The sequence below is a fragment of the Nonomuraea sp. NPDC003727 genome, from assembly GCF_053586935.1.
The window spans coordinates 23,751-40,145 of record NZ_JBSFNE010000015.1; the positions used below are offsets into that span (position 1 = coordinate 23,751).

Annotated in this window: 16 protein-coding genes; 10 read left to right on the plus strand and 6 right to left on the minus strand. The window is 70.6% G+C overall.

What is annotated here, in order from left to right; all coding sequences use genetic code 11:
* Positions 1 to 85 precede the first annotated feature (85 nt).
* Positions 86 to 706, minus strand: coding sequence for a TetR/AcrR family transcriptional regulator (locus ACWDLG_RS33190; protein WP_449927774.1), 621 nt, complete (start codon positions 704 to 706; stop codon positions 86 to 88).
* 449 nt (positions 707 to 1,155) lie between these two features.
* Here ACWDLG_RS33190 and ACWDLG_RS33195 point away from each other — a divergent pair, with 449 nt between their 5' ends.
* A complete protein-coding gene (locus ACWDLG_RS33195) occupies positions 1,156 to 1,575 on the plus strand; it encodes a DUF2867 domain-containing protein (protein ID WP_449927776.1) in 420 nt (139 codons plus the stop codon).
* Positions 1,572 to 2,105 carry a hypothetical protein gene (locus ACWDLG_RS33200; protein ID WP_449927778.1) on the plus strand — a complete coding sequence of 178 codons (534 nt, stop codon included), beginning with the start codon at positions 1,572 to 1,574 and terminating at the stop codon, positions 2,103 to 2,105. Before ACWDLG_RS33195 ends, ACWDLG_RS33200 begins: the two co-directional genes overlap by 4 nt.
* Before the next feature lie 111 nt (positions 2,106 to 2,216).
* On the opposite strand, the gene ACWDLG_RS33205 is transcribed toward ACWDLG_RS33200, so the two are convergent.
* Both ACWDLG_RS33205 and ACWDLG_RS33210 read right to left on the minus strand, forming a co-directional pair.
* On the minus strand, positions 2,217 to 2,513 hold the full coding sequence (locus ACWDLG_RS33205) for a hypothetical protein (RefSeq protein ID WP_449927780.1): 297 nt from the start codon (positions 2,511 to 2,513) through the stop codon (positions 2,217 to 2,219).
* A 73-nt stretch (positions 2,514 to 2,586) separates the two neighbouring features.
* Positions 2,587 to 3,585 (minus strand): hypothetical protein, encoded by a 999-nt coding sequence (locus ACWDLG_RS33210; RefSeq protein ID WP_449927781.1) that lies wholly within the window; start codon positions 3,583 to 3,585, stop codon positions 2,587 to 2,589.
* A gap of 732 nt (positions 3,586 to 4,317) precedes the next feature.
* Between ACWDLG_RS33210 and ACWDLG_RS33215 the strand changes: the two genes are divergently transcribed.
* From ACWDLG_RS33215 to ACWDLG_RS33225, 3 genes are all read left to right on the plus strand, one after another.
* Entirely contained in the window at positions 4,318 to 4,518 is a 201-nt protein-coding gene (locus tag ACWDLG_RS33215) for a hypothetical protein (RefSeq protein WP_449927783.1), read from the plus strand.
* Positions 4,519 to 5,242: 724 nt separating this feature from the next.
* The gene (gene nrdR, locus ACWDLG_RS33220) at positions 5,243 to 5,698 is read left to right on the plus strand and encodes a transcriptional regulator NrdR (protein ID WP_354922901.1); all 456 of its coding nucleotides are present in this window, start codon (positions 5,243 to 5,245) and stop codon (positions 5,696 to 5,698) included.
* Positions 5,695 to 8,505 carry a vitamin B12-dependent ribonucleotide reductase gene (locus tag ACWDLG_RS33225; protein WP_354922904.1) on the plus strand — a complete coding sequence of 937 codons (2,811 nt, stop codon included), beginning with the start codon at positions 5,695 to 5,697 and terminating at the stop codon, positions 8,503 to 8,505. Before nrdR ends, ACWDLG_RS33225 begins: the two co-directional genes overlap by 4 nt.
* 206 nt (positions 8,506 to 8,711) lie before the next feature.
* Here the strand turns inward: ACWDLG_RS33225 and ACWDLG_RS33230 are convergent, their stop codons facing one another.
* A complete protein-coding gene (locus tag ACWDLG_RS33230; protein WP_449927786.1) occupies positions 8,712 to 9,368 on the minus strand; it encodes a response regulator in 657 nt (218 codons plus the stop codon).
* Positions 9,365 to 10,615 carry a sensor histidine kinase gene (locus ACWDLG_RS33235; protein WP_449927788.1) on the minus strand — a complete coding sequence of 417 codons (1,251 nt, stop codon included), beginning with the start codon at positions 10,613 to 10,615 and terminating at the stop codon, positions 9,365 to 9,367. Before ACWDLG_RS33235 ends, ACWDLG_RS33230 begins: the two co-directional genes overlap by 4 nt.
* A 132-nt stretch (positions 10,616 to 10,747) precedes the next feature.
* On the opposite strand from ACWDLG_RS33235, the gene ACWDLG_RS33240 reads away from it, so the two are divergent.
* The 4 genes from ACWDLG_RS33240 to soxR are packed head-to-tail and all read left to right on the plus strand — an operon-like array spanning position 10,748 to position 14,248.
* Entirely contained in the window at positions 10,748 to 11,743 is a 996-nt protein-coding gene (locus ACWDLG_RS33240) for an ATP-binding cassette domain-containing protein (RefSeq protein ID WP_449927790.1), read from the plus strand.
* Positions 11,743 to 12,540, plus strand: coding sequence for a hypothetical protein (locus tag ACWDLG_RS33245; RefSeq protein ID WP_449927792.1), 798 nt, complete (start codon positions 11,743 to 11,745; stop codon positions 12,538 to 12,540). The genes ACWDLG_RS33240 and ACWDLG_RS33245 overlap by 1 nt, the downstream gene beginning before the upstream one ends.
* Positions 12,541 to 12,563: 23 nt before the next feature.
* Positions 12,564 to 13,736: an alpha/beta hydrolase family protein gene (locus ACWDLG_RS33250; protein ID WP_449927794.1), complete on the plus strand. Its 1,173-nt coding sequence runs from the start codon at positions 12,564 to 12,566 to the stop codon at positions 13,734 to 13,736.
* Between the two features lie 56 nt (positions 13,737 to 13,792).
* Positions 13,793 to 14,248, plus strand: coding sequence for a redox-sensitive transcriptional activator SoxR (gene soxR / locus ACWDLG_RS33255; protein WP_449927796.1), 456 nt, complete (start codon positions 13,793 to 13,795; stop codon positions 14,246 to 14,248).
* A 266-nt stretch (positions 14,249 to 14,514) separates the two neighbouring features.
* Here soxR and ACWDLG_RS33260 read toward each other — a convergent pair whose 3' ends face one another.
* Positions 14,515 to 14,997 (minus strand): hypothetical protein, encoded by a 483-nt coding sequence (locus ACWDLG_RS33260; RefSeq protein WP_449927798.1) that lies wholly within the window; start codon positions 14,995 to 14,997, stop codon positions 14,515 to 14,517.
* 69 nt (positions 14,998 to 15,066) lie between these two features.
* On the opposite strand from ACWDLG_RS33260, the gene ACWDLG_RS33265 reads away from it, so the two are divergent.
* Positions 15,067 to 16,275, plus strand: a complete 1,209-nt coding sequence (locus ACWDLG_RS33265) for an amidohydrolase (protein ID WP_449927800.1) — start codon at positions 15,067 to 15,069, stop codon at positions 16,273 to 16,275.
* Positions 16,276 to 16,395: the final 120 nt, after the last annotated feature.

Genomic DNA, 16,395 nt, shown 5'->3' on the forward strand with positions numbered 1-16,395 from the left:
CGTCAGCCCGCCCGCGCGCGCCGCGGCGTCCCCGGGATGTGCCGGGTGAGGCGCGCCGGGATCGCGGACCGACCTGCCGCCGCGCTCATGCGTCATCGTGGCCGGCCACCCGGGACGACACCTGGCTGTTGTGGTCTTCGTGGGGGCGGTTGAGCAGCAGGTCGGCGGCGCGGGCGAGGACCTGGGCCCGGGTGCGGTCGCCGTGGTCGGCGGCGAGGAAGTGCTCCCCGATCGCCACGCAGAAGGCAAGCATGCTGCGGGCCTCCACCTCGTCGGGATCGGAACAGAAGGTGCCGATCATCTCCCGCAGTAGCGCCATGCGCTTGTTGTCCACCCGTCGCAAGCGCTCGGCGACCCCCTCGTCGCGCCGGGCCCAGTCCCGGACCGCGAGGTCGATGGGCAGCAGGCGGTCGTCGGAGAAGGTGAGCACGCCCGCGCGCTCGATCTTGGTTTTCGGGTCGCCGCCTTCGCGCTCGACACGGTCGATCACCTCGTCCGTGCTCTCCCGCTCCCAGGCGTCCAGCATCGCCTCCAACAGCGCGTCGCGGTCGGCGAAGGACCCGTAGAACCCGCCCTTCGTGACGCCGAGTCTCTTCGCCAGGGCCTCGACGCGGACGGCGTCCGGGCCGCCGGCGGCCAGCGCCCGCAGCCCCTCCTCGATCCACCTGTCACGCGGCGTGCGAGTTGCGCCCACGATGTGTCTCACCTCACTTCTCCACCATGTATACGCCCCCGTATAACAGGGGCTATTCTCATTTTATACGGTGGCGTATGCATGAATGGAGACACCGAGATGACCGGCGGTCATGTCGCCTTTCACCACCCGCGGCCCGGGCGCGTCGAGAAGTCCGTCGGACGCACGCACCAGGCGCGCGAGACGCTTCTTCGGCCGGCGCCGGCCGCCGCTCGCGACCTGGGCGAACGCATTCCCGCCCGACTGTCGCGGCAAGAGAGGTGGTCACGGCCATGAGGCTCCCCGATACCGCGCACACGCGTCGCCCTGCGGATCCACGAGATCTCCGGCGATTTCCGACTTGAGGACGTCTGGGCGATCCGCGCTCCCGGTGCCGGGCTGGACCACTTCCCCACGAAGCTCGCCGCGATCCAGACGTCGGGCGCCGGGCGAGACTCCGGCTCCTTCGGTCGCCGTTCGCGGTGCGCTGGAAACTCGGTGCCCTCTTCGAGGGGGACAAGCCCAATGCGGACATCGGGGGACAGGTCCCGTCACTACGCGACCGCCTGCCGAGCAACCTCCGCGCGGCCACACCTGGCTCAGGCGCGGGGTTCGCGCCGTTCACCCCGGTGTACGAGCTCGACGACGAATGCGCTCTCGGACTGGCGAACAAAGACCGTCCGCACGGTCACGCACCTGGGCTGGGTGGCGGGCACGAGCTGCGAGCGGCGGTCCTCGTGAACCCCGGCGGCCTGGCCGGACGGCTGTACATGGTCGCTATCGCGCCGTTCCGGCACCTCATCGTCCTGCCACACGCGCTCGGCAGGCGGAACGCGCGTGGCGGGACCGTGGCCGGCCGCGTACGGCAGGCGGCGGCGCGGCCACTGTGGAAGGCGCCGTGAAAGGCGTCGCGAAAGTCTTCGTGAAAGGCGCCCTGGGAGGCACTGTGAAAGGCACTGTGGTAGGCACCGTGGGAACGCGCGACGTCCCCGAGTCCGTTCTCGCTCTCAGCTCGTTGTCCCGCATCGACTACGTCGACCACTTCACTCTCTTCACGGACGTGGACGCCACACCGGAGCAGTGGGCTCGGGCGATGTTCGGTGACGTTCCCGATGCCGCGGAGCGGCTGATCTGGTGTGGTTTCCTCGGTCTCCGCATCAGCCGAGGGCGATCGCCGGACACTGTGGCCGGATGGCGGATCGCCGGACGCGGCGACGACTGGATCCGGCTCGAGGCCGATTCCTGGTTCGTGACCGGCAACCTAGTCGTCCAGGCAGCCGATAGGCGGGTGTCGCTGGGGACGTTCCTGCGCTATGACCGCCGCCTCGGCCGTGCCGTGTGGCCTCCGCTGTCCGCCGTCCATCGCCGGCTGGCACCCGGGCTGCTCCGGGGCGCCGCGGCGAAGACAGACAGGTACCGGCTGCAGCCATGATCCACTGGGGAGATCCTGGGAGGCCGGCGAGACGCTCCGGACAAGACCGCCGGCACGGGCGGGTGCGTGACGTTGCGGGCCGATGCCGAAGGCGCCTCGCCTGCCAAGCCGTCAGGTTTCGTGTACGAGCCCTCCGTTGACCGCTCGAATCCACAGCCTCTGGTGCCATTCGTTGGCGTCAGCGGCGGGCCGGGCCGTCAGCACCGGATTCGGGCCCGTCTCGATGAGATGCAGAAGCGTCCAGGCGACGCCGTAGCAGTCGTCCGGGCCGAAGCAGGCGGCGAGTGCCTTCGCCTCCTCCGCCGTCACCGGTGCGGGGATCGCCCGGAGCTGCCTGTCGCGCCTGTCGATCTGCCCTTCTTCGGCGTCCCCGTCAGGGAGGGGGCCATCGGCGATGAAGGCCTGCACTTCGGGTCTCATCCTCCAATGATCAACCGCCGCCGTCCCATGCGGGTGTACGGGTCACGCCGGCCCGACCGTGTCAGGGCGCGGCGGGATCGGCCAGCCTGGACAGCTCGACGCGTTGCAGCATCTGATGGACCAGCGTCACGGGACCTCCCTGCTTGATGGTCACGGTGGCTCGCCGTACGGTCAGGTCCCCCGAGCGCACCTCGTCGTGCTCGACCTTGTCTGCCAGCTGCGCCAGCGGCTTGCCCCCGACCTGGGCCTGCAGGGTGAACCTGGAGGTGAACGTCTGCGTCACCTCGGCGATGCGTGGCAGCACGCACACGACGTTGACCGCCTGGTCGCCCGGCCCGGCGGGACGCCGCAGGCCGACGCCGTACAGGCTGACGCCCGCCGGCTGCTGCGGCGCGAAGACGGTGGCCGTCACGACATCGCCGAGGCATTCGGCGACGGCGACGTGCTCGGGCCTGTCGTCGAGGGAGGAGCCGCCGCCACCCAGGGCGGCGGCCACGGGGGCCGCGGCCGCTCCTGCCACCAGCGCGGACCGCGTCACCACGACCTGGTTGAGCTGGGTCACCAGGCCCAACTCGGCGGTCAGCCTGGTTTGCCTGATCTCGTGGTCGGGAGCGAACGTCAGCCCTTCCTGACCGCCGATCGTGCGCGGCTTGGCGCCGAGCGCGGTCAGCTTCTCGCTGATCGCCGCGGCGTCGAGGCCGCCCTCCATCCTGACCGCGGTGTCGGGCGGACGGCCGACGGACACCGCCCTGTCGGTCGCGAACGCCTTGATCCCCGTTCGTTCGGGCAGGAGATCGATGCGCGAGGCGAGATCGCCGAAGCCGTACCCCACGGCAGCCAGCCAGCGCCGGTCGTCTCCCAGCCCGTCGGCCGTGACCACGCCCAGCGCGCGCCAGTGGGCCATGTCACCGTAGTCGAGATAGGTGGCGGCTGGCCCGTCGGCGGACAGCCGGCCCATGACCTCGCGCAGCCCGCTGCCGGGCAGCGAAGTCTCGCCTGTGGTGCCGCAGCCCGCGACGGCTAGGCAGGTGATCAATAAAAACGTGTTAATCGCGCGCATGGGGTGATCATAATCTCGCCGTCAGGGGCGGCGGGCCGGTGGCTCGGCCCCCATGGTGCGGCAGATCGCGGCCACCAGCGCGGTCCACGCCCGACGCATGGGCCACCCATGCCGGAAGAAGGAACCTTTGCACCCCGCACCCGCCCGCACCCGCCGGCATCTGTTCGCACCCGCTCCGCATCCCCAACCCGCCTCCCACTCTGTCCGCACTCGCCCCGCATCCGCCCTCATCGCTTCGCGCCCGCCTCGTATCCGGCTCGCCTGCACTCACTCAGTTCGCACCGCCTCGCATGGGCCTCGCATCGTCAGCGCCCGCATCGCTTTGGGCCCGCCTCGTATCCGGCTCGCCCGCACTCACTCAGTTCGCACCGGCCTCGGATGGCCCTCTCATCCCAAGTGCCGCCCTCATCGCTTTGCGCCCGCCTCGCATCCGCGCCACACGTGTTCTGTGCCCGGCCCGCGTCCGCTCCGCGTCATGCGTTCCCTGGGGCTGTGGTCTGGCTCCTGCGTCTGGTTGACGGCCGTGGTCGGACGGCAGGGCGCGGTGGAGATCCGACCGATGGGTCCGCTGGAGGCGCGTGACCGGCGGATGCGTGGGTCGCGGTGAGCTCGGCCAAGCGGCGTGGGAGCCCGTGGAGACGGCCGCAGGAGGTGCGGGCAACTGGGCCCCGAAAATGTCGGTGCCGTCTGATGGGATGGATGCAACATCGCCGAGGCGAGCGGAGGGGCGGCATGAACATCGACGCGTGGCTGCCCTTCCTGCGGCCCTGGACCCTCCCCACGGTGCTTTTCCTGGGGGTCGTGACGCCAGGCATGTACGGCGGGCCGAGCCTGCCGCCTGTCCCGAAGGAGGAGCCGGACGCCGCCCGGCCCGTGCGCGGGTGCGCGCCCCCGCCGTCGTTACGCGCGTTCCCTCTGGCGACCGGCCGCTGACGAGTCCGCACGACCTCGGCCAAGCTGGACGGCTGGACGCGGCGGCACATGGCGATCTCCGCGGACGACGGCGATACAGCGATCTCCACGGGCGACGGCGATCTCCATGGAGGGCTGGGACCTCCACGAATCACGGCGATCTCCAGGACGGTGACGGCTATCCGGCCCGCCGCGACTCCGGGGAAGTTCGGGTCGCGGACGTCGCGGCCTGATGCGACGGTAGGTCGCCGCAACCCCGCGCAGTGGTGAGGGCTCTTCCGCGCTCCCGGAGGCGGCGACGAGGCCGACAAACGGGGTCCGCGGAGGCACGGCGGGCTCGCGGAGAGAGGCGCGGGCGACCCCTGACCGGGCCGTCCGTGACCGCGCGCACAGGGGGGTCGCACGAGCGTCCCCGCGTCACTCGGGTGCGACACGCTCGACCTCTGATCGGCCGTCCGGGACCGCGTGCACAGGGAGGTCACACGAGCATCTCCGCGTCACTCGGGTGCGACACGCCCGACCCCGCGGGGCTGATCAGCGACTTCGATGCCGGGGGCGCCGTCAACTTGCGTTCATGCTCGCTCGCTTCTACGGTTGGACCACAACATCTAGTAGTTACACCGATGTAGTTCACCACAAATTGTGTTTCCGTGACCGCTCCATGGCAGGCCGTGGAGTGGGCGCGAGCATCTGCCGACGAGCATTTTACGAGTGGTGAGCAGGTGGCGTGTCGAGGAGGCGAAGCGTGCACTGTCCGTTCTGTCGTCACCCGGACACCAGGGTCATCGACAGCCGCTCCACGGACGACGGTGCCGCCATCAGGCGACGCCGTACCTGCCCTGAATGCGGGCGCAGGTTCACCACGCAGGAGACGGTCCTGTTGATGGTGAGCAAGCGCAGCGGAGTGACCGAGCCGTTCTCGAGAGACAAGGTGGTGGCGGGCGTGCGCAGGGCGTGCCAGGGCCGGCCTGTCACCGAGGATTCGCTCGCGCAGCTAGGGCAGCGGGTCGAGGAGGCCATCAGGGCCAAGGGTGCGGCCGAGATCCCCTCCAACGAGGTGGGCCTGGCGATCCTGGGGCCGCTGCGTGACCTGGACGAGGTGGCGTACCTGCGGTTCGCATCGGTATATCGCGGTTTCGAGAGCCTGGCGGACTTCGAGGCCGAGATCAAGCAACTGAAAGCCGAGAAGGGGGAGTCATGACGGAGACGGTCAGCGGGTCAGCGACGCGTGGGGGCAGGCGCAAGGGGCTGAAGATGAAGAGGATCTTCACCACGCCCGGTGTGCACCCTTATGACGAGATCACGTGGGAGCGCCGTGACGTCGTCATGACCAATTGGCGCGATGGCTCGATCAACTTCGAGCAGCGGGGCGTGGAGTTCCCCGACTTCTGGTCGGTCAACGCGGCCAATATCGTGACGACCAAGTACTTCCGCGGCGCTGTGGGCACCCCGCAGCGCGAGTGGAGCCTGAAGCAGCTGGTCGACCGCGTGGTCGGGATGTACACCAGGACCGCGGTCGAGAACGGCTACTTCGCCAGCGACGAGGACGTCGAGATCTTCGACCACGAGCTGAAGCACGCGCTGGTCAACCAGGTGTTCGCGTTCAACTCCCCGGTGTGGTTCAACGTGGGCACGCAGAGCCCGCAGCAGGTCAGTGCCTGTTTCATCTTGGCCGTTGACGACACCATGGAGTCGATCCTCGACTGGTACAAGGAAGAGGGTGTCATCTTCAAGGGCGGTTCGGGCTCGGGGGTCAACCTGTCCCGCATCCGCTCCTCCAAGGAGCTGCTGTCCAGCGGCGGTACGGCCAGCGGCCCGGTGAGCTTCATGCGCGGCGCCGACGCCTCCGCAGGCACGATCAAGTCGGGCGGCGCCACCCGCAGGGCCGCCAAGATGGTCGTCCTCGACGTCGACCACCCCGACATCGAGGAGTTCATCGAGACCAAGGCGCGCGAGGAGGACAAGATCCGCGCGCTCCGCGACGCCGGGTTCGACATGGACCTGGGCGGCAAGGACATCGTCTCCGTCCAGTACCAGAACGCCAACAACTCCGTCCGCGTCTCCGACGAGTTCATGCGCGCGGTCGAGAAGGGCGAGAAGTTCGGCCTGCGGGCCCGCCTGACCGGCGAGATCATCGAGCAGATCGACGCCAAGGACCTCTTCCACAAGATGGCCAAGGCCGCGTGGGAGTGCGCCGACCCGGGCGTGCAGTACGACGACACGATCAACGACTGGCACACCAGCCCGGAGACCGGCCGCATCACCGCGTCCAACCCGTGCTCGGAGTACCTGCACCTCGACAACTCCTCGTGCAACCTGGCCAGCATCAACCTGCTGAAGTTCCTGAAGGACGACAACTCCTTCGACGTGGCCGGCTTCGTCAAGCTCACCGAGCTGATCATCACGGCGATGGACGTGTCGATCACGTTCGCCGACTTCCCGACCGAGAAGATCGGCGAGACCACCCGCGCCTACCGCCAGCTCGGCATCGGCTACGCCAACCTGGGCGCGCTGCTCATGGCCACCGGCCACGCCTACGACTCCGACGGCGGCCGGGCGGTCGCCGGGGCGATCACCTCGCTGATGACCGGCGTGTCCTACCGGCGCAGCGCCGAACTGGCCGCGGTGGTCGGGCCGTACGAGGGCTATGCCAGGAACGCCGACGCCCACAAGCGCGTCATGCGCAAGCACGCCGGCGCCAACGACAGCCTGCGCACCATCGGCACGATGGACGCCAAGATCCACACCGAGGCGTCCAAGCAGTGGGCCGACTGCCTCAAGCTGGGCGAGAAGCACGGCTACCGCAACGCGCAGGCCTCGCTGCTGGCGCCGACCGGCACCATCGGCCTGATGATGGACTGCGACACCACCGGCATCGAGCCCGACCTGGCGCTGGTGAAGTTCAAGAAGCTGGTCGGCGGCGGCTCCATGCAGATCGTCAACCAGACGATCCCGCGGGCGCTCAAGCAGCTCGGCTACCAGCAGGAGCAGATCGAGGCCATCGTCGAGTACATCGCCGAGCACGGCCACGTCGTCGACGCCCCCGGGCTGAAGCGCGAGCACTACGAGGTGTTCGACTGCGCGATGGGCGAGCGGGCGATCGCGCCCATGGGCCACGTCCGGATGATGGCCGCGGCGCAGCCGTTCCTGTCCGGCGCGATCTCCAAGACCGTCAACCTGCCCGAGTCGGCGACGGTCGAGGACATCGAGCAGGTCTACATGGAGGGCTGGCGGATGGGCCTGAAGGCCCTGGCCGTCTACCGCGACAACTGCAAGGTGGGCCAGCCGCTGTCGGCCGCCGGCAAGAAGGAGGCGCCTGCCGCCGCCGAGACGCAGGAGCCCCAGGTCAAGGTCATCGAGGTCAACCGGCCCACCAGGCGCCGGATGCCCAACCAGCGCCCGAGCACCACCACCCGCTTCACCGTGGGCGGCGCGAAGGGCTACATGACCGCCTCCTCCTACCCTGACGACGGGCTCGGCGAGGTCTTCCTCAAGATGTCCAAGCAGGGTTCGACGCTGGCCGGCGTCATGGACGCCTTCTCCGTGGCGATCTCCGTCGGCCTGCAGTACGGCGTGCCGCTGGAGACCTACGTCAGCAAGTTCGTCAACATGCGCTTCGAGCCCGCCGGCATGACCGACGACCCCGACGTGCGCATGGCGACCTCGGTGGTGGACTACATCTTCCGCCGCCTGGCGCTCGACCACCTGCCCTTCGACGAGCGGGCCGCGGTCGGCATCTTCTCCGCCGCCGAGCGTACGGCGCAGCAGCGCGGTGACGACCCGGCCGTCGACAAGGAGGCGCTGGCCCAGTCGGCGCCGATCGAGGCCAAGGCCGTGGAGCCGGTCGCGCCCGCTCCGGTGCGGGAGACGACGAAGGAGCTGACGCTGGAGAGCCACCAGCGGTTCACCGCCGACGCGCCGCTCTGCATGACGTGCGGCACGAAGATGCGCCCCGCCGGCAGCTGCTACGTCTGCGAGGGCTGCGGCTCCACCAGCGGCTGCAGCTGAGGCATCCCGGCCTGACCCGATGAGGGTCTGGCCGGATGAAGGGGGAGTCCGGTCGCGACCGGACTCCCCCTTCGCCATGTTCGCCGGCGGGGCGCGTGGCTCGCCGTGACATGTTGAGCAGTCGGTGGGCGCGCCGCAAGCCGGAGCTGAGGGCGCCGCACTCGGCAGGCGCATGGACCGGGCACCAGAACGGCCGGCCGCGCCGGTCAGCGGGCGGGGGACACCAGGCCGGCGTCGTAGGCCGTGATGACGAGCTGCACGCGGTCACGGGCGTCCAGCTTGGCGAGCAGGCTGGCCACGTGCGCCTTGGCGGTGCCGGGGCTGATGTGCAGCCGGGCCGCGATCTCGGCGTTCGACAGGCCGCCTCCGACCAGGGTCAGTACTTCGCGTTCCCGCCCGGTGACGCCCGCGAGCTCGCGCGGCCGGGGAGCCGGGGCGGGGCGGCGGGTGAAGTCCTCGATGAGGCGGCGGGTGACGCTGGGCGCGATCAGGGCGTCCCCGGCGGCGACCACGTGGACGGCGGACAGGATGTCCTCCAGCGCCATGTCCTTGACCAGGAATCCGCTCGCTCCGGCGCGCAGGGAGGCGTAGACGTTGTCGTCGTCGTCGAACGTGGTCAGCATGATCACTCGGCAGGCGGGAGACTCGGCGGTGAGGGTCTGGGTGGCCTCGATGCCGTCCATGCCGGGCATGCGGATGTCCATCACCACGACGTCGGGACGCAACTGCCTGGCGAGCTGGACGGCCTGGGCGCCGGTCCCGGCCTCTCCTGCGACCTCGACGTCGGGGGCGGTGTCGATGACCATGCGCAGGCCGGCTCGGATCAGCGGCTGGTCGTCGGCGAGCACGACACGGATCGTCACCGGGCCTCCGTCCGCCCGGCCTCGGCCCGTGCCCGGACGATCGCAGGTTCGGCCGCGGTCGTGAGCGGCAGCCGGGCGGTGACGCGGAAGCCGCCCTCGGGCCGGGGGCCGGCGCTGAAGTCGCCGTTCAGCAGGGCGACCCGTTCCCGCATGCCCGCGATCCCGTGCCCGCTCCCCTCGCCGGCGGCGGGGGAGGCGGCGCCGCGGCCGTCGTCGACGACGTCGATGCGCACGTCCTCGCTCCCGTAGTCGATCAGAACCCGGCAGTGACCGGTATCCGCGTGGCGGAGGACGTTGGTCACCGACTCCTGGACGATGCGGAAGGCGGACCGGTCGACGGCGGCGGGCAGCAGCCGTGGTCGCCCGTGTCTGCGCACGTCCACGCGCACACCGGCGGCCGTGGTCGTCCGGGCCAGCCGGTCGACCTCGGCCAACCCGGCGGCAGGATCATGCTCGGGCGAGCCGGGGTGCTCGCGGTCGGTCTCGCGCAGCACGCCGACCATCTGCCGTAGTCCCTTCAACGTCTGCCTGCTGGTGTCCTCGATCGCGCCGAGCGCCTGGCGCGCCTGCTCCGGCCGGGTGTCGATCACGCGAGCGCCCGCACCGGCCTGGATGGCTATGATGCCGATGCTGTGCGCGACCAGGTCGTGCAGCTCGCGGGCGATGCGCAGCCGCTCCTCGGTGACCGCCTGCGCCCCGGCGTGCGCGCGCAGCGCCAGGTCGTACGCGCGCCGCTGCCGGACGACCACCCCGGCCAGCCATGCGATCAGGACGCCCAGGCCGAGCAGGAACGACAGCGCGAGGAAGCCGGGCGCCCAGGCGCGCAGGCCGTGGCGCAGCAGGTCCGCCTGCCAGGTCGTCTCCTGGACGATCAGCGTGGCAGCGGCCGCGACCAGGCCCGCGCGACGCGACCGGGTGGCGGTCAGGAGGCAGACCAGGACGTCGGCCGCCGGGAACAGCGGCCACCACCGCTGCACCGGTTGTCCCAGCACCGCCGCCCCGATGGCGCCGGCCAGCAGTACCGCGAGCACCGCTTCGGGTGATCGCCGGGCCCAGGCCAGCGGAACGGCCATGGCGACGGCGAACGCCGCGTGGGAGGCGGCCACCGGGAGCAGGTCCTCGCCGTCCGTCAGCGTCATGACGTACAGCAGCGGCACCAGGCCCGCCAGCCCGCACCAGATGACGAGCGCCCGTACGCCACGGGGCAGGCGTGCCCAAAGAGGTGGTCTGGGCGTTCTGTCACGCACGCGTCGATCGTATTCGCCTGCTCAGGTGCGGGCATCGGCCCGAAGGCCTATGCCCGCGGGCCACCCGCGCAGCGCGGAAACCGGCCCGCGGACCGATGCGGCGGGGCTGTGACCTGCGTCAACGTTGGCGACGTGATCGAAGTCAATGGACTGACCAAGCGCTACGGCGCGGTGACGGCGGTGAAGGATCTCACGTTCGTCGTACGGCCGGGGCACGTCACCGGGTTCCTCGGCCCCAACGGCGCCGGCAAGAGCACCACCCTGCGCCTGATCCTCGGCCTGAACCGCCCGACCGCGGGGAGCGCCACCATCGGCGGCGGCTCCTTCGCCCGCCATCGGGCCGGGCTGCGTCACGTCGGCGCCTTGCTGGACGCCGGCGACGTCCACGGCGGCAGGAGCGCCGCCGCCCACCTGCACGCGCTGGCGGCCGGCAACGGACTGCCCCGCCGCCGGGTGGCCGAGGTGCTGGACGAGGTGGGGCTGGCCGGGGCGGCGCGCCGCCGTATCGGCGGGTTCTCCCTGGGTATGCGCCAGCGGCTCGGCATCGCCGCCGCCCTGCTGGGCGACCCGCCCGTGCTGCTGTTCGACGAGCCGATCAACGGCCTGGACCCGGAAGGGGTGCGCTGGGTACGCGGCCTGTTCCGGCGCCTGGCCGCCGAGGGCCGCACCGTGCTGGTCTCCAGCCATCTGATGAGCGAGATGGAGAACACCGCCGACCAACTGGTCGTCGTCGGCCGCGGCGAGCTGATCGCCGAGGAGAGCCTGGCCGCGTTCGCCGCCCGCGGCGCCGGCGCGTCCGTCGCCGTGCGCACGCCGGACCCCACGGAGCTGGCGGCCGTCCTCAGCTTGGAAGGCGCGTCCGTACGGCCGGACGGCGCCGACGGCCTGACCGTGATCGGTCTCAGCGCCACCCGCATCGGCGAACTGGCCCATCAGCGCCGGATCATGCTGTACGAGCTCGCCCCGCGCACCGCCTCGCTGGAGCAGGCGTTCATGGAGCTGACCGCCGACCGCGCCGACCACCGCGCCGCCGACCAGCGCGCCGCTGACCGCGCCGACCAGGGCGCCGCTGCCCGTGCCGCCGACCGCGCCGGCCACCGCGCCGACGCCTTGGAAGGTCGCCCGTGATGACACCGGCCCGCTTCCGCGACCTGCTCGCCGCCGAGTGGATCAAACTCTGGTCCCTGCGCTCGACCTCCTGGCTTCTCGGCCTGGGCACGCTGGCCATCGTCGCGCTCGCCGCCCAGAGCAGCCTGGACGCCTACCAGGGCTGGCCTGGCTTCACCGCCATGGAGAAGGCCAGGTTCAACCCCCTGACCGAGGCGTTCAGCGGCCTGGCCGCCTGCATGCTCATGATCGGCGCGGGGAGTCTGGGAGCCCTGACGATCGTCGGTGAGTACGCCACCGGCCTGATCCGCACCACGCTCATCGCCGTTCCCGTCCGCCACCGCGTGGTGGCCGCCAAAGTCACCGTCACCGCCACCATCACGCTCGTCGCCGGTGCGCTCGTCTCGGCGGGCACGTTCGGCGTCAGTCACGTCATCCTGTCCGGCCGCGGCGTCGCCGTGTCGGTCGGCGACCCCGGTGTGCTGCGCGTCCTCGCCGCCAACGCGCTGCTCGCCCCGGTGTCGGCACTGGTCGGCATGGGCATCGGCGCGCTGGTGCGGCACACCGCCGCCGCCGTCGTCAGCGTGTGCGCCGCGCTGGTGATCGTGCCCATGTTCTTCCGGCCCACCGTCCACCAGTGGGTCAACGACCTGTACGCCCTGGTCCCCTTCTACGTCTGGCGCACCTGCCTGGGCCTGCCCCAGCTCCGTGACGACCCCGCCCTGCCCACGGTGGCCGGCTCGTGGGCCGCCTTCGCGCTGTGGCCGCTCGCCGCCGCCGCCGTGACCCTGATCGTCGTCCGTCACCGCGACGTATGACCGTCCCGACAAGGAGAGATCCCATGACAGCACCGACCACCCGGGCCCGTCTGCTGGCCGTTCTGCTGACGGCCTGCCTCGTCCTGAGCGCGGCGACCTGCGCCCCGGCGGCCGCGGCGGCGTCCGGACAACCCAGCCCCACCGCCACGGCGGCCGCCGTACGGCTGGAGCTCCCACGGCCGACCGGGCCCGACCCGGTCGGCCGCGACGTCCTGCACCTGGTCGACAACAGCCGTAAGGACCCCTGGGTGCCCGAATCGGGCCCACGCCAGCTCATGGTCTCGATGTACTACCCCGCCCGCTCGGCCACCGGCGACCCCGCCCCCTACATGACCGCCGCCGAGGCCGCCTCGCTCCTGCAGCGCAAGGCCCCCGGCACCGAACTCTCTCCTGCGATCGTCAGCACCATCCGCACCCACGCCCGCACCGGTGCGTCACCCAAGCACGGCCGATATCCGCTCGTCCTTTCTCCCGGCTTCGGTCTCCCGCGGGCCAGCCTCACCTCCCTTGCCGAGGAGCTGGCCAGCCGCGGCTACGTCGTCGCGCTGGTCGACCACGCCTACGAGTCCTCCGGCACCACGCTTCCCAACGGCCGGACCATCACCTGCGCCCCCCTCTGCGACCAGCCCAAGCCCCCGGAAGGAGGGCAGGCGACCATCACCAGGAACCGGACCAAGGACGTCCGTTTCGTCATCGACGAGCTGACCCGCCGGCACCCTGCCTGGAAGCACGCCCGCATGATCGCTCCCCAGCGGATCGGCATGGCGGGTCACTCCCTCGGCGGTGACGCCAGCGCCGCCACCATGGCCGTCGACAAGCGCGTGCGGGCCGGGGCGAACCTGGACGGCACCTTCCACCCCGCGATCACTTTCGACCGGCCCTTCCTGCTGCTGGGCAGCCAGGCCGATCACGTTCCCGGCAAGGACCACACCTGGGACGGCAGCTGGGCCACTTCGCGCGGTTGGAAGCGCTGGCTCACCGTGGCCCGAACCAACCACCTGAGCTTCACCGATCTGTCGATCCTGCAGAAGGCGGCCGGCATGTCGGGCCCCGATGACCTGTCACCGCAACGCTCACTGGAGATCACCCGCAGCTACGTCGGCGCCTTCTTCGACCAGCACCTGAAAGGCAGGAAGCAGCCACTGCTGGGCGGTCCGTCCCCGGTCAACCCCGAGGTCGCCTTCCACAATCCCTGACCTCGCCCCGCGTTCCGACAGTTAAACCAAGGTTGACGTCACGTTAGTCTGGGGGCGTGCAGGAGCCCGCCGCGATCACCAAGGAACTCACCATCGGCGAACTGTCGGAGCGTAGCGGCGTGCCCGCCTCCGCGCTGCGCTTCTACGAGCGGGAAGGTCTCATCGCCAGCCGTCGCACCGCGGGGAACCAGCGGCGCTACCACCGCAGCACCCTTCGCAGGGTGGCCTTCATCCGGGCTTCCCAGAGCGTCGGCATGCCGTTGTCGGTGATCGGTGGCGTGCTCGCCTTCCTGCCGGCGGATGTTCCGCCCACGCGGGAGTTCTGGGTGCGGGCCTCGCAGTGCTGGAGCGAGGAGATCAACGCCAGGATCGAGAAGATGGAGCGGATGCGCGACAGGTTCACCGAGTGCATCGGGTGCGGGTGCCTGTCGTTCGAGCAGTGCGCGCTGGTCAACCCCGGTGACGCGCTGGGCGCGCAGGGGCCTGGCCCCCGCCGCCTGCTGGAGCCCTGATCCCGGCGCACTCGTCGCCGCCCGGGCCGCGGATTCCTGGCGGCCGCCGGTCACGGTGACCGGCCCGCCGGATGGCGGGGCGAGGACGATATCGGCCGACCGGCGCCTCCTGCCCGACCACCGACCGGTTGCCCCCGTCGGCTGATCGCCCACGGCGTGCGTTCGGTCGGTCGTCGGGCGGGCACCGGTGATCACGGCCATGCGCCCGGTCCTGGCGCACCCCGCGATGTCCGGGTCCGGCCCGTCAAGGGCCGGACGGCGGCCGGTCAGCCGCAGTTGGTGAACGCGTTGTTACCGCCGTAGACCATGCTCGTCCTCCGGTAGCCGGTGGCCATCGAGCCGGAGAACTTCACGCACATGCCCTTGCCGTCCAGCTTCACCGGACCGGCGTAGTACTTGAACAGCCCGGAGTCGGAGTCCTTGTGGATGTAGGGGGCGGTGTTGTTGCCGGCCGGGCGCGCCACCTGCAGCTCCACCGTGGTCCGGGTGCTCTGGCCGGCGAGCTGCGACTTGATGGTGACCGCGCAGTTCTGGCCGTTGCGGCGGTTGTACAGCAGGTAGACCGTACCCAGCTTGCCGACCGGCGCCTTGTTGACGACCGCGAAGCCGTTGCCGCAGATCCCTTCGGGGGTGTATCCGGCGGCGTTGGCGGTCGCGGGCACGGCGAGAACCCCACCCATGATCACCGTAGCCGCGAGAACAGACTTGAGCACGCTCTGTTTCCCTTCGTTGAGACTGCCGATCATCATGCCGGACAATCCCTGACAGTGGGGCCGAAACCCCGAAAATGGGGTGGTCAATTCGGCTAGGTTGCATGCATGAATATCGCGATTACCAGCGGATATGTGGTGCCTGTCGACGGTGATCCCATCGACGGAGGCACCGTGCTGATCCAGGATGGCAAGATCGTGGCGGTCGGGCGCGACGTCGAGATCCCCGAAGGCGTGCCGGTCGTCGACGCGGCGGGCGGCTGGGTACTGCCCGGCTTTGTCGAGGCGCACGGCCACCTGGGCGTTCACGAGGAGGCCGACGGGTGGGCAGGTCACGACACCAACGAGATGACCGATCCCAACGGTGCCAGGCTGCGGGCGCTCGACGCCATCAACCCCGGCGACCTCGGCTTCGGCGACGCGCTGTCCGGCGGCGTCACCACGGCGGTCATCAAGCCCGGCTCCGGCAACCCGATCGGCGGCCAGACGGTGGCGGTGAAGTGCTGGGGCCGTACGGTCGAGGAGATGCTGGTCCGCGAGCCGGTGAGCGTCAAGAGCGCGCTCGGCGAGAACCCCAAGCGTGTGTACGGTGACCAGAAGAAGATGCCCTCCACCAGGCAGGGTGTGGCCGCGGTGATCCGTGACGCGTTCCGCAAGGCGCAGGACTACCGGGACAGGCGCGAGCAGGCCGAGGCGGACGGCAAGGCCTTCGACCGGGACGGCACGCTCGAGGTGCTGGTGAAGGTGTTGGACGGAGAACTGCCCTGGTGCCAGCACACGCACCGGGCCGACGACATCGCCACGGCGCTGCGCCTGGCCGACGAGTTCGGCTACCGCGTGATCATCAACCATGGCACCGAGGGGCACCTGATCGCCGACCTGCTGGCCGAGCGGGAGATTCCGGTGATCATCGGGCCGCTGTTCACCAGCAGGTCGAAGGTGGAGCTGCGCAACCGATCCCTGCGCAACCCCGGCATCCTGGCGCGCGCGGGAGTGGAGCTGGCGATCACCACGGACCATCCGGTGGTGCCGATCCACTTCCTGGTGCACCAGGCGACCCTGGCGGTGAAGGAGGGCCTCGACCGGGACACCGCACTCCGGTCGATCACCGTGAACCCGGCGAGGATCATGGGATTGGACGACAGGGTCGGATCGCTGAAGCCGGGATTGGACGGCGACGTCGTCATCTGGTCGGGCGACCCGCTGGACATCATGAGCAGGGCGCTGCGGGTCTTCGTGGACGGGCGCGAGGTGTACTCCTACTCGACCGAAACCGGCGACGGCACCGTCGCCGACCCGTACTACCGCGAATCCTGAGCTGGACGGGTAAGTCCTGACGCCGGTCAGTGGTCGCCGGCGATCAGCGACCCGGCCGGGGCCGTACCGCCTCGGCGGCGTCACGGTTCGCCACCCTGGAGCGTCCGGAGCCGAGGGCGA